Genomic DNA, 12,767 nt, shown 5'->3' on the forward strand with positions numbered 1-12,767 from the left:
ACACGGCGCTCAGTCGACCCGGTAGGTCAGGTGGGTGGCGTGCCCCGACGCTCGCACGTGGATCTGGCGCAGATTGCGCGGCGCGGCGCCCTCGAACAGCGGGGTGCCCCCGCCGAGCAGCACCGGCGCGAGGTGCAGCCGCAGCTCGTCGACCAGGCCCGCGTCGATCGCGCCGCGGATGGTCTCGCCGCCGCCCATGATGACGACCTCACGGTCGTCGGCCAGGGCGCGGCCCTTCTCGACGGCGCTGGCGATCCCGTCGACGACGAAGGTGAACCGGTCGGCCAGGCGCACCCGGGCCGGTGGCGTGCGGGTGACGACCAGGACGGGCGGCTGCGCGGCCAGGCCGGCGCCGTAACCGACCTCGTCGTTCCAGCCGTCGGGAGCGTCGACGATGTCGAACAGGGTGCGGCCCATGACGACGGCGCCGGTGGCACCGGTGGACTCGGCCAGCACCGCCCGGTCGATGGCGTCGCCCTCGAACGCCCAGGTGTGCAGGCTCTCGCCGCCGCGGCCCAGACCCTGCCCCGGGCCGGGCTCGGGGCCGGTCACGAATCCGTCGAGCGACACCGAGATGTCGGCGACCACCTTGGCCATGGCTGCTCCTTCCACCGGTTCCCGGGATCTCCCGGGTCCGACTGCGAGCATGCCACTGGGGTCCGACGTTTCCGTGCTCGGGGATGAGCCGGCACCGCGGGTCGTTCAGTGCTTGGGGATGAGCCGGCGCCGCGGGTCGTTCAGTGCTTGGGGATGAGCCGGCGCCGCGGGTCGTTCAGTGCTTGGGATGAGCCGGCCGCCGGTCGCTAGTGCTTCGGGATGAGCCGGCCGCCGGTCCAGGCCAGGCCCGTGCCCGCGGCGAGCAGCAGCAGGGCCCCGACGGTGGGCAGCGGGCGCTGGGCGTGCGCGCCGGCCCCGATCGCCGCCGCGGCCAGCATCAGCAGCACGCCGTCGGCCGGGTTGACCAGCCGGGACCGGAAGACGGCCCAGCCCAGCAGCACCCAGCCGGCGCCGAGGGCGGCGGTGGCCCCCAGCTCGACCACGCGCAGCTGCTCGACCGTCAGCGGGGAACCGGCCGCGACCGAGCCGTCCGGCAGGGCGGCCAGCGGCAGGCTCATCACGAAGCCGCCCAGACCGAGGAGCAGGCCGAGCAGGGCCGACTGGCGGGTGCGGGAGCCGGCCAGCAATCCGGCCAGCGCGATCATGGCGACGGCGGCGAGCCAGCCGGCGGTCAAGGTCACCACCAGCGGGCCGGGCGGGGTGTCGATGCCCAGCGTCGTCCAGCCGTGCAGCAGAGCGGCGACCGGCAGTGCCCACAGCGCCAGACGCGCATAGCGGCGGACACTCCAGACCCAGACCGCTTCCCGTACGGGGAGAAGAGGCTCATCCCGGGCCGCGCCGGCCCCGCCGACCCAGGTCGGGGACACCCGCAGCGGCCGTCCGCTGGCCGTTTGATGGTGGCTGATGCTCATGGCTCCGCCTCGCGTGGGCTCAAGCCGAGCGGCCGGGGGGCACCGTCGGGATCTTGGGTGCAGCCTCGCAGAGCTCCGCCGCACTCGCAGGGAATTCACAGAAATCGTCCGCCGGGAAACTGTCGGAGGCCCGGTGCAGGATGTCGGCATGAGCGCAGAACTGACCGTCCCCCCGCTGTCCGAGCTCCGCCTGCGCCGCAGCGTCAAGTGGCGCAGCTTTCCCGCTGAGGTGCTGCCGCTGTTCGTCGCCGAGATGGATTACGGGCTGGCCCCGCCGGTCGCGGCGGCGCTCACCGAGGCCGTCGGGCGCGGTGACACCGGCTATTCGACCCCTGGCCCCGAGTTCGGCCGGGCGTTCGCCGGGTTCGCGGCCCGGCGCTGGGGGTGGGAGCCCGACCCGGGCCGGGTGCTCCCGGTCACCGACGTCGGCGTCGGCGTGGTCGAGCTGCTCCGCCGGCTGGTCCGCCCCGGTGACCCGGTGGTGATCAGCCCGCCGGTCTATCCGCCGTTCTTCGACTGGGTGCCCGAGGCCGGCGGCCGGGTGGTCGAGGTGCCGCTGGCCGGCGGCCGGCTCGATCTCGCCGGGCTCGAGGCGGTGTTCGCCACCCACCCGGCGGCCTACCTGCTGTGCAACCCTCACAATCCGGTCGGCCGGGTCCACACCGCCGACGAGCTGGCCGAGCTGGTGCGGCTGGCCCGGCTCCACCGGGTGCCGATCATCAGCGACGAGATCCACGGAGCCCTGGTGCTGCCCGGGGCGACCTTCACACCGCTGCTCTCGGTGCCGCGGGCGGCCGAGATCGCGCTCAGCGTGGTGTCGGCGAGCAAGGCGTTCAACGTGGCCGGGCTCAAGTGCGCCGCCATCGTGGCCGCCTCGACCCGGATGGCGCAGCTCCTCGAGCGACTGCCCCGTGAGGTCACCGAGCGCACCGGCCACCTGGGCCTGATCGCCGCGGTGGCCGCCTTCGACGAGGGCGACTCGTGGCTCGCCGCGCTGATCACGACCCTGTCGGCCCGGCGCGACCAGCTCGGCGCGCTGCTGTCGTCCCGGCTGCCCGCCCTGCGCTGGAGCCCGCCCGAGGCGACCTACCTGGCCTGGCTCGACGCGTCGGCGCTGGGCCCCGACGAGGAGCCACGCGACCGCTTTCTCGACGAGGCACTGGTCGCGCTCGAGCCGGGCACCAGGTTTGGCGCGGCCGGCTCGGGATACGTCCGTCTCAACTTCGCCACAAGCCCCGAGATCCTCGACGAGGCGGTGACCCGCATGTCCACGGTCAAGGTCTGACCGCCCCACCTCCCACCGTCAGGCCATCGCGGCGCCGGCCGAGTTGTCGTGCGGCGCCATGGTGTCCGGTTCGCGCCTGTGTCGGCCTGCGGAAGCGTGGCGGAGTCGTGAGCGGTTGGTGCGCTGTCGCGTGGCGGCGTGGCGGCGTGGTGTCGGGCTCGGGGCTGCGTTGTCTGGCGGTAGCGCGGCGCGGTGCCCAGTCCGGAAGTACGGTTGTAGTGGTCGATTGATCCGCCGAGCGGGGGTGTTTCCAGTGTCGTCCGGATCAGACTCGGGTTCCGCGGCCGATCAGCACCTGATGGCCCTGCTGCGGGCGATCCGGCTGCGGCAGGCCGCTCCCGATGCGGTCGCCGCGGGCATCGCCGACACCGTCGAGGCCATCCGCGAGCAGGCCGAGGCCGGCCATGCCCCAATGCCACCGGGAGCACCGCAAGAGGCGCTTCCTCCTGGTTACTCCCGCCCCGGTCTGCCTCCCGCCCCAACCCACCGCCACGACGGCCCCACCACAGCGGGCCAGCCGATGCGGCCGAGCTGGGCCGGCCCTGCGGCAGACCGTTCCGGCGCGACTCAGCCCGATGCGGATCGCCCGGGCACTGATCAGCCCGGCGCGGTTGCCGGTCGGTCCGGGGCCGGCCGGCCGGACGCAGATGTGCCTGGTGCTGGTTCGCCCGGCACTGGTCAGCGGAGTGGGGATGCGCCGGGCACCTTCGGGGTGGACCCGTCTCTCGACGACCGGACGGGCGCGGGGCCCGGAGCGCGGTCCATCGGCGCCCGCGCGGATGAGTCAGTCAGTCACGACGCGGGGGCGGCCGGATCTGCCGAGGCGGCCGGGCCTGCTCCCGGGCGGTCCTTCTGGGATCGGCGCTCGGTGCGAGCTGTGCCGCCTGCGCTCCGGCGGGAGCATGCCTCCGACAGCGCCGACCACCCCCTCCGCGGTGGTGGCGCGGGCCCGGGCGAAGCGGCGAGACGGCCTTGGATGCCGGCGATCGATCCGACGCGGCCGAGCAACCGGAGTCTTCCGCCGCCGCCCCCGGGACCCACAGCCGAGGATGCCGATCCTTCGTCGCTTCCGCCCGGTGAACCGCACGCCACTCCCGACGCCGGCGTGCCGCTGTCGCCGGACGAGCTCGCAAGTTACTCCGAGCCTCGGGGCGGTGGTCCCGGCCAGGCGTTGATAACCGCGGAGGAGGCTGCGCGGTATGCCGAGGCCTCTGGTGCTGCGGGGCCGGTGACGCCGGAAGAGATAGCGCGCCGGGTCCAGGCTTTCCGTGCGACCGGTCGGGGGCTGAGGACGCCTGAGGACGCGGCGACAGGCGCTGGTGCCGGTCGGGAGCTCATGTCTCGGGACGATGCTGCGCGCTACGGGGAGACGCGCAGTGGTGGTCCGGGCAAAGCGGTGATGACGCCCGAGGAGGCTGGGCGTTACGCGGACGTCGAGGCGGTCGGGAAGCCGAGCCGTAATCAGTTCGCGGGGCTTTCCGGGCGGCGGGTGGAGGCGGTCCGGCCGGTGGTGGAGCCGTGGGTTCCGGAGGGGCCGGAGCTCGAGGCGGGGCCACGGCCCGAGTGGGCCGCTGGTGGCCGGGTGCGGGATGACCACGTACGGGATGAGGGTGGGTTCTTGCGAGGCGAGGCTCAGCGTGACGGGGGCGGGAACGCCACCCGGGCAGCCGGGGCGCCGGCGCCGCGGTTGCCCGGGTTCGATCTGCCGCACGTCGTGCCGCCGATGGTGTCGCGGAGTCCGGGCGCCGGGGACGGGATGGATCCGGCCGACGACGCGCTGCTGCGGCAGACGCAGCGGCTGCTGAGCACCAGTCTGACCTTCGCCGGGGGGCCGGCCGAGGTGGCCGAGCGGCTGCGGGTCGCCCTGCTGCAGGCGCACCCGGCGCTGATGGCGGCTCTGCCGGGCGGGCCGGCGACCCAGACCGAGCAGCTCGCGCGGGCCTTGACCTGGCTGGTGCACCACCTGGACCGGCCGCCGTTGCTCGTCGAGGGCACCGGGCGGCTCGGGGCGGCCCTGGCCGCGGGCGGGGTCGAGCCGGGCCGGATGCACCTGGTCGGGGCGGCTCTGGCCGAGGCGATGCGCGCGGGCATGGCGCCCGGGCAGTGGCGGCAGGACTTCGATCTGGCCTGGCGGTCGACCTGGCAGCACGTGTACGAGTGGATCGCGCACGGCGCGGCCCGCGCCGCCTACGACCCACCCGTGTGGGACGCGACCGTGGTCGAGCACGATCTGCGCCGGCCCGACCTGGCCGTGGTGCGGTTGCGCCCGGAGCTGCCGATGGCGTTCCGGCCGGGGCAGTTCGCGCGGGTCCAGGTGCCCGAGCTGCCGGCGATCTGGCGGCCCTATTCGCTGGCCGGGGCACCGCACCGCAACGATCTGATCGAGCTGCACGTGCGGGCCAAGACGACCACGGGGGTGAGCGCCGCGCTGGTCCACCGCACGAGCGTGGGCGACCGGGTACGCCTGAGCCGGGCCGAGGGCGCGATGACCCTGCCCGAGACCGGTCCTGATCTGCTCATGATCGCCGGCGACACCGGCGTGGCCCCGCTCAAGGCCCTGCTCACCGAGCTGGCCGACACCGACGATCCGCGCTCGGCGGTCCTGTTCTGGGGCGTCCGCGACCTGGGGGAGCTCTACGACATCGACGAGATCGCCGACGTGGCCCGCACCGCCCGCCGCGCCACAGTGATCCCGGTCGTCTCCGAGGGCGACCCCGGCCCGTACCCGTCGGGCCTGGTCACCGACGCGGTCGCCGCCTACGGCGAGTGGTCCGACCACGAGGTCTACCTGGCCGGCCCACCCTTGATGCTGGCCGCCACCAGCCTCGCCCTGCAGCAACTCGGCGTATCCCCCGAACGCATCCACCACGACGCCCCGGAGTAATCGATCACGCGACCCTTGCTCCGTCGCAGGAGACCGGTGGCCGGCCGGGGTGGCTGTTCCCCGCAGTGGGACAAACGTGGTCCTGCCGTTGGGATGGCTGTTCCCCGGGGGTGGAGCGCGGCCGGGGCGGTGAGCCAACCGTTCCCCGGGTTTGCGGAGACGCGGCCTGACGGTGGGGGCTGCTCGCGAGCGTGGCCGCGCCGGTGTGCGGGTTCGCCGGGGTGGGAAGCGGGCTAGGTCGGTGGGGCGGGTGTTCGCCGGGGCCAGAGAGCTTGGCCCGACCGTGGGGTGGCTGTTCGCCGGGTGTGCAAGAGCGTGCCGTGCCTGTGGAGCGGGTGTTCGCGGGGTGGAGGCGCGTGGCTGGGTCGGTGGCGCCGGGGTCACCGAGCTTGGCCGGACCGTGGGGCGGGTGTTCGCGGGGGTGCCAGTGCCTGCCGGACCAGTGGGGCGGGTGTTCGCGGGGGTGCCAGTGCGTGCCGTGCCGGTGGGGCGGGTGTTCGCGGGGGTGCCAGTGCGTGCCGTGCCGGTGGGGCGGGTGTTCGCGGGGGTGCCAGTGCGTGCCGTGCCGGTGGGGCGGGGTGTTCGCGGGGGTGCCGTGCGTGCCGTGCCGGTGGGCAGGTGTTCGCGGGATGCAGAGCCTGGCTGGGCCGATGGGGCGGGTGTTCGGCAGGGCGGGTGGGCGTGGCCGGGCTTGTGGGCGGCTGTGTCCGAGGTCGGAGGACGGCGGCCGGGGCCAGTCGGCGGCTATTCCGGCAGTGGGACCTTGTAGCCGGGCACGGAAGGCCAGCGGACGGTCAGGACCACGGTGTCCTCTTCCTCGGCCAGCCAGGAATGGTCCACGCCGCGGCCCCACACGACGTAGTCGCCGGGGTCGGTGAGGATCACTGTGCGGTCGGGGAACTCCATGTGGAAGCGGCCGCGGATCAGGACCAGCAGAGCCGTGCGTTCCTCGCCGGTCACCCACTGGGCGCGGCGGTCGCCCTTGGGGTGGCGGCCCCACTTGATCTCGACGTCGGGGCTGTGGCGGGGGTCGTCGGCGGGGCGGAAATACCCGAGCAGCCAGCCCTGCTCCTCGGGCGCGTCCAGATCCGCCTTGCCGACGTAGATGCCCTCGGGCGTGACTTCCGCCTGGCCCCGGCGTGGCTCAGCCTCGCCTGATGCCACCGCTGGGTCGTCCGGGTTGGTGGCGGCTCGTGCCTGGCTCTGGGCCGGCTCGGTCTCGCCAGGCCTCGGTGCCGGGTCAGTGGTGGTGGCGATTTCTGCTTGGCTTCGGTCCTCGTCCGTCTCGCCTGGCCTCAGAGCTGGGGCAGTCGTGGTTGCGGCCTGGTCGGGCCGGCCCTCATCTGACCCCGCTGCCGGGTCAGGCGTGGTCGGAAGGGGGTCCGGGGTCGTCACAGCGCGTCGGTGAGGATCTTGGCGTAGGCGGCGGGGACGTAGGTGGGGCCGCCGGGGGTGAGGACGTCCTCGCGGGAGGCGGCGGACCAGGCCTCGGGGGGGACCGCGGCGCGGAGTGCGACCAGGACGGGGGCGTCGTCGTCGAGCATGGCCAGGGCCACCAGGGATTCCTCGACCTCGCCGACGCACTCGAAGGGCTTGTGCGCGTCGATGCCCAGCAGCTCCAGGAAGCCGGGGAGCTGGGCGGTGTCGGCGAAGAGGTCGTGCCCGAAGATTTTGGTCAGCCGGGAGCGGTCCATGGCGGGGGCCATCGCCAGGAAGACGAAGCGGCACTTCGGGCAGTCGCCGCACCAGCGGGCCGTCGGGTCGTGCAGCTTGAAGGCCTTGTTGCAGCTCGTCACCACGTCGTCGTACTGGGTGTGACGGGCGAACAGTTGCGCGATGTGCAGTTCGGACAGTGAGCGCAGCAGCGAGAAGTACGGCTCGGTCAGGCCGGCATGGGTGGTCACCGCGGTGCGGAGCAGGCCCTCGGCCTCGACTCCCTTGGACCACTGGTGGTTGACCTCGTGACCGTTCCAGATCAGGTTGGGGTCGGACGCCGAGCGCTCGTTGGACATCACCACCGGGCCGAGCCCGTGCCACACCGCGGTGGCGATCGCGATCAGCGAGTTGATCGCGGTCACCGGGATGTGACCATTCAGCGCGCCCGCCTTGTTCAGCTCGAACAGCCGCGGGTCGAGCTTGCGGCGGGCGGCCAGGGCCGGCAGGCCGGAGGCGGCGTTGACGTTGCGGATCACCGGGTTGGGGTTCACCGAGAACGGCACCGGCTCGAGCCCGGCCGCGCGCAGGATCTCCAGGGTGACGATCGAGTCCTTGCCACCGCCCACCGCCGACAGCGGGCGCCCCTGGCTGTTGTCGACCGGCTCGGCCGCCGGGACGTCACCCTCCGGCACCTCGACGACCAGCGAGAGCACGTGCGCCAGCTGGTTGCGGTAGGCGTACTCGGCCAGGCCCTTGGTGTAGACCGCGGTGAAGTAGGCCGCCACGGCCGGCGCCACGGGCTTGGGCGCCAGGACCCGGGCCGGGGCACCGACCTTGTAGTAACTGACCCCGGCCACCACGTGCAGCAGATCAAGGACGCGGCCCAGCGCGGGCGGGACCCGCCGGTCACCGGCCGGGACGGGCAGCTCGATCGTCTCGGTGAAGTGCAGCGGTTCCGGCCCGTCGAGCACGTAGTCGAACGTCGCCACCCCGGTCGCGGGGTCGAAGGCGTACGAAGGGAAGCGCATGACGTCGAACTGCACCCGAAGCTCCTGACTGACGGCCGACCGGCAATACTAGTGCGACTCGTCGAAGAGGAGAGAAACGTGCGCCTGGCAGACCTGAAGGGCCGGTCCGTGGCGGTCTGGGGCACGGGCCGCGAGGGCCGGGCCGCGGTGACCGCGATCGCGCCGCACGGGCCGTCCCGCCTGATGGCGGTCGATGACAGTGCGAACTTCCTCTCCGTCGCGTGGGAGGGTCCGCTGGCCGAGGCGGCCCCGCTGGCCGGCGGCGACCACGCCTTTCCGGCGCTGGTCACGGCGGATGTCGTGGTGCGCTCGCCCGGGGTGCCGCAGACGCACCCGTGGATGGGCGAGCTGCGCCGTCGTGGGGTCACCGTCACGGGTGGTAGTGCTCTCTGGATGGCCGATCACGCAGCGCGCACGATCGGCGTGACCGGCAGCAAGGGCAAGAGCACCACTTCGAGCCTGATCAGTCACCTGCTGGCGGCGGTCGGCCGGCCCAACGTCTTCGGCGGCAACATCGGGGTGCCCCTGCTCGATCTGCCCGACGCCCCGCAGTTCGTCCTCGAGCTGTCGAGCTATCAGTGTGCCGACCTGACCGACTCGCCGCGGGTGGCCGTGGTGACCTCGCTCTTCCCCGAGCACCTGGACGCGCACGGCGGCGAGCGGGAGTATTACCGCGACAAGCTCAACCTGCTGCGCCACAGTCCGGAAATGATCGTGGTGAACGGGGTCGACGAGCGGCTGCGCGACGAGATCCGCGGGGTGACCGACGCCAACGGCTTCCCGCCGGTGCCGGCCGCCGCCGACGACTCGCGTTTCCGGGTCGAGGACGACATCGTCCACTGCTCGGACGAGCCGCTCTTCCCGCGCGCGAAACTGCGCCTCAAGGGTGCGCACAACGGCCGTAACCTGTGTGTCGCGCTGGCCGTGCTCGACGGGCTGGGCGTCGACGTCCCGGGGGAGAAGGCGGCGCTCGCGGCCGCGGTCGCCTCGTTCGAGGGGCTGCCGCACCGGCTCACCGAGATCGCCGACCCGTCCGGCCTGACGTTTGTCGACGACACGTTGTCCACGAGCCCGTATTCGGCCATGCACGCCATCGACGCCTACGCCGACCGACCACTCACCGTGCTGCTGGGTGGCACCGACCGCGGCCTCGACTACTCACCGCTGCGGCACTTCCTGGCCGATCGGGAGCTCACCGTGATCGGCATCCCCGACAGCGGCCCGCGCATCCTGGCCGAGCTGTCCGGCCTGGCCGGCATCCGGGCGGCCACCGCCGAGGACCTGGCCGATGCCGTACGGCTGTCCCGCGAACTGACCCCGGCGGGCGGCGTGGTCCTGCTGTCGCCGGCCGCCCCCAGCTACGGCCAGTTCCGCAACTTCGAGCACCGCTCCGAAGCCTTCGCCGAAGCCATCAGGGCCACCGCCTGACAAACGCGCCCCCGGCGACAACCTGACGAGCGCGCGAAGGCCAATTCGCGCGGCGGCCCCGATGCAGCGTGCCCGGCCGCGGCGTGCTCCCGGGTGCAGCCGAGCAGGGTGCAGCCCGGCAGGGAGCAGTAGGGCAGGGAGCAGTAGGGCCCAGGAGCAGCGAGCCGGGTGTGGTCGCGCCGGAGTGAATGAAGACCGGTGGGCGCCGATGTGAGTCGGCGTGACCGGACCTCTGGGCGGTGCTGTCTCGGCTGTGTGCTCCGACCTCGGCGCGGGCCGGGAGCCCGTACGAAACGATGTTGATCTCGTGTCCACCGTAAAAACTACGTTTCAGAACCGCCAGGAGATGGCCCCTTCAGCCCCCTGCCGCTCATCTGTTCATCCCGCCGGCCTCATAAAAACGGCCCATCCCAAACCGGACGAAATCCGTTCATGTGATGGCTGTCACGCCGTAAAGAACATTTCCGGATCGATGACCGTCAAGCGGTGCCGCCGTAACACGCGTTCATCGGCGCAGGTCAGGTAACGGTTTGAAAACTTCGCCCAACTCCTTGACACGGAGGGGCGGTTAGTAAGAACTTTTACCGCGACAGTAAACACTGTTTCCTGAAAGGGTGGCCAATGAGCGAGCCGGAGATGGACGGCGCCGCGTCGACCGCGGTCGTCGACTCCCTGGTTCCTCGGGCCGGGTTCACTAGCAGCCACAACAACGGCGGACAGCTGAATTCGGACGGGGTTCTGGCCCGGGTCCGGTCGATGCTGCCGGAGTTCACGGGGGCGCTGCGCCGCGTCGCCGAGCACGTGCTGACCGATCCGGCCGCCGCGTCCCGGGCGACCATCGTCGAGCTGGCCGAGCGCAGTGGCACCTCGCCGGCGACGATCACCCGGTTCTGCCGGGCGCTCGGTTTCGACGGGTACGCGGATCTGCGGCTCGGCATCGCGGCCGAGACCGGGCGGGCTCGTTCCGCCGGGTGGACCGTCGACATCGGGCGCGAGATCCAGCCGAACGATCCGCTCGAGCGGGTTCTCGGCCAGATCATGGCGGCCGACACCCAGGCCATGCACGACACGGCCGCGCTTCTCGACCTGGCCGAGGTGGCGCGGGCCGCGACCGCGATCGCCGCCTCGGCCCGGGTCAACATCTTCGGCGCCAGCGGAAGCGCGCTGGTCGGCGAGGAGATGCAGTTCAGCCTGCACCGCATCGGGGTGCCGGTCTGGGCCTGGACCGACGTGCACAACGGTCTGGCCAGCGCCGCGCTCTCGCGGCCCGGCGACGTCGCGCTCGGCATCTCGCACAGCGGCGAGACCGGCGAGACGATCGAGATGCTCGCCGAGGCGAGCAGCCGGGGCGCCACCACCATCGCCCTCACCAGCTTCCCGCGCTCGCCGCTGGCCGAGCTGGCCGACATCACCCTGCTCACCGCCACCCAGGCGACGACCTTCCGGCCGGACGCGCTCAGCGCCCGCCATCCCCAGCTGGTCGTCCTCGATCTTCTCTACGTAGCCGTAGCGCAGCGGACCCACGAACGTTCGCACGCCGCCTTCCAGCGCACCGCACAGGCCGTACATGGCCACAAGGCGGTCAAGGACGGCAGCACCACCTGAAATCGCCTCATCCCGCATGAATAAAACTCCCCAGGAGGAAGCGTGAAGCGCAAGATCGCTGCCGCCGCGGCCATCGCTGCGACGCTGCTCGGTGCCGCAGCCTGCGGCTCCAACGACGAAGACGCCCCCACCACGTCGGCTTCGGGCAAGGTCGACGGCACCGGCAAGACCCTCAAGGTCTGGCTGATGGTCGACGCCCAGACCGCCTGGAAGGGCGTGGTCGACGACGCCACCAAGCGGTTCACCGACGCCACCGGCGCCCAGGTGAACGTCGAGTACCAGCAGTGGGCCAACCACCTCACCAAGCTGGACGCGACCCTGGCCGGCAGCGACGTCCCCGACGTCGTCGAGCTGGGCAACACCGAGTTCCCCAAGTACGTCTTCAGCGGCGCGTTCGGCGCGATCAACCCGGCTGACTACGAGAACTCGGGCTCCTGGCTGCAGGGCCTCAAGGGCGCCTGCGACTTCGAGGGCCAGACCTACTGCGTGCCCTACTACGCCGGTGCCCGCGTGCTGATCTACCGCACCGACCTGCTCAAGAAGGCCGGCTTCACCGCCGCCCCCAAGACCTACGACGAGTTCCTGTCGGTCGCCGACAAGGTGCAGACCGCCGAGAAGGCGAACAGCAAGTTCGGCGCCGTCTACATGCCCGGCCAGTACTGGTACGCGGCGATGAGCTGGGTCAAGTCGACCGGTGGCGAGATCGCCAAGCAGGACGGCGACAAGTGGGTCGGCCAGCTCTCGCAGCCGGCCTCGATCGAGGGCCTGCAGCGCTGGGTCGACCTGGCCAAGAAGTACTCGAAGGCCGACCCCACCAAGAACGAGAACGACCAGGCCAACACGTTCGCCCAGGGCACCGCGGCGATGTTCTACGGCAACGCCTGGGAGCAGGGCTCGGCCGAGGAGACCAAGAAGGACCCCAACGACCCGAACTCGCCGCTGGTCGCGACCAAGGTCAAGGGCAAGCTGGCCGCCGCGCCGATGCCGGAGATCCCGTCGTTCCTCGGTGGCTCGAACCTCGGCATCCCCGAGAAGAGCCAGAACAAGGAACTGGCCGCCCAGTGGGTCAAGGCCTTCACCGACAGCACCTCGATGGCCGGGCTGGTCAAGGCCAACGCGCTGCCGAACGCGACCGCGCTGCTCGACAAGGCCGCCGCGGACAACCCGAAGATCGCCCCGGCCGCGCTGGCCGCCAAGGACAGCTGGTTCCCGCCGAACGCCGAGAAGTGGGCCGACGTCGAGAAGGGCGCGATCCTGCAGACCATGCTGACCGACATCCTGACCGGCAAGAAGTCGGTGGCCGACGGCGCCAAGTGGGCCGACGACCAGATCAACTCGACGCTCAACGAGAGCTGACATCCGCCGGACTGCCCGCCCTGTCACAGGGGCGGGCAGTCCACCCACCCCTTTGA

Annotated in this window: 10 protein-coding genes; 5 read left to right on the forward strand and 5 right to left on the reverse strand. The window is 72.1% G+C overall.

Going from position 1 to position 12,767, the window contains the following annotated elements; translation table 11 throughout:
- Window positions 1-9: 9 nt before the first annotated feature.
- Together NAG42_RS13970 and NAG42_RS13975 are read right to left on the reverse strand one after the other, a co-directional pair.
- Complete coding sequence (locus NAG42_RS13970; RefSeq protein WP_250030659.1) at window positions 10-597, reverse strand: dihydrofolate reductase family protein; 588 nt, start codon at window positions 595-597, stop codon at window positions 10-12.
- 206 nt (window positions 598-803) lie between these two features.
- On the reverse strand, window positions 804-1,469 hold the full coding sequence (locus NAG42_RS13975) for a hypothetical protein (RefSeq protein WP_250030660.1): 666 nt from the start codon (window positions 1,467-1,469) through the stop codon (window positions 804-806).
- 148 nt (window positions 1,470-1,617) lie between these two features.
- Between NAG42_RS13975 and NAG42_RS13980 the strand changes: the two genes are divergently transcribed.
- Window positions 1,618-2,754, forward strand: coding sequence for a MalY/PatB family protein (locus NAG42_RS13980; RefSeq protein WP_250030661.1), 1,137 nt, complete (start codon window positions 1,618-1,620; stop codon window positions 2,752-2,754).
- 265 nt (window positions 2,755-3,019) lie between these two features.
- On the opposite strand, the gene NAG42_RS13985 is transcribed toward NAG42_RS13980, so the two are convergent.
- On the reverse strand, window positions 3,020-3,160 hold the full coding sequence (locus NAG42_RS13985) for a hypothetical protein (protein WP_250030662.1): 141 nt from the start codon (window positions 3,158-3,160) through the stop codon (window positions 3,020-3,022).
- A 993-nt stretch (window positions 3,161-4,153) separates the two neighbouring features.
- Here NAG42_RS13985 and NAG42_RS13990 point away from each other — a divergent pair.
- Window positions 4,154-5,638 carry an FAD-binding oxidoreductase gene (locus NAG42_RS13990; RefSeq protein ID WP_250030663.1) on the forward strand — a complete coding sequence of 495 codons (1,485 nt, stop codon included), beginning with the start codon at window positions 4,154-4,156 and terminating at the stop codon, window positions 5,636-5,638.
- 744 nt (window positions 5,639-6,382) lie between these two features.
- On the opposite strand, the gene NAG42_RS13995 is transcribed toward NAG42_RS13990, so the two are convergent.
- Both NAG42_RS13995 and NAG42_RS14000 read right to left on the reverse strand, forming a co-directional pair.
- Window positions 6,383-6,802, reverse strand: a complete 420-nt coding sequence (locus NAG42_RS13995; RefSeq protein WP_250030664.1) for a cupin domain-containing protein — start codon at window positions 6,800-6,802, stop codon at window positions 6,383-6,385.
- 227 nt (window positions 6,803-7,029) lie between these two features.
- Complete coding sequence (locus NAG42_RS14000; protein WP_498370592.1) at window positions 7,030-8,337, reverse strand: MurL-like N-terminal domain-containing; 1,308 nt, start codon at window positions 8,335-8,337, stop codon at window positions 7,030-7,032.
- Between the two features lie 63 nt (window positions 8,338-8,400).
- Here NAG42_RS14000 and murD point away from each other — a divergent pair, with 63 nt between their 5' ends.
- The 3 genes from murD (at window position 8,401) to NAG42_RS14015 (ending at window position 12,711) form a co-directional block, all read left to right on the forward strand.
- Window positions 8,401-9,750, forward strand: a complete 1,350-nt coding sequence (gene murD, locus NAG42_RS14005) for a UDP-N-acetylmuramoyl-L-alanine--D-glutamate ligase (RefSeq protein ID WP_250030665.1) — start codon at window positions 8,401-8,403, stop codon at window positions 9,748-9,750.
- Between the two features lie 621 nt (window positions 9,751-10,371).
- Window positions 10,372-11,355 carry a MurR/RpiR family transcriptional regulator gene (locus tag NAG42_RS14010; protein WP_250030666.1) on the forward strand — a complete coding sequence of 328 codons (984 nt, stop codon included), beginning with the start codon at window positions 10,372-10,374 and terminating at the stop codon, window positions 11,353-11,355.
- 42 nt (window positions 11,356-11,397) lie between these two features.
- Complete coding sequence (locus NAG42_RS14015; RefSeq protein ID WP_250030667.1) at window positions 11,398-12,711, forward strand: extracellular solute-binding protein; 1,314 nt, start codon at window positions 11,398-11,400, stop codon at window positions 12,709-12,711.
- Window positions 12,712-12,767 lie beyond the last annotated feature (56 nt).

This window comes from Paractinoplanes maris (assembly GCF_023544465.1).
Taxonomy (GTDB): domain Bacteria; phylum Actinomycetota; class Actinomycetes; order Mycobacteriales; family Micromonosporaceae; genus Actinoplanes; species Actinoplanes maris.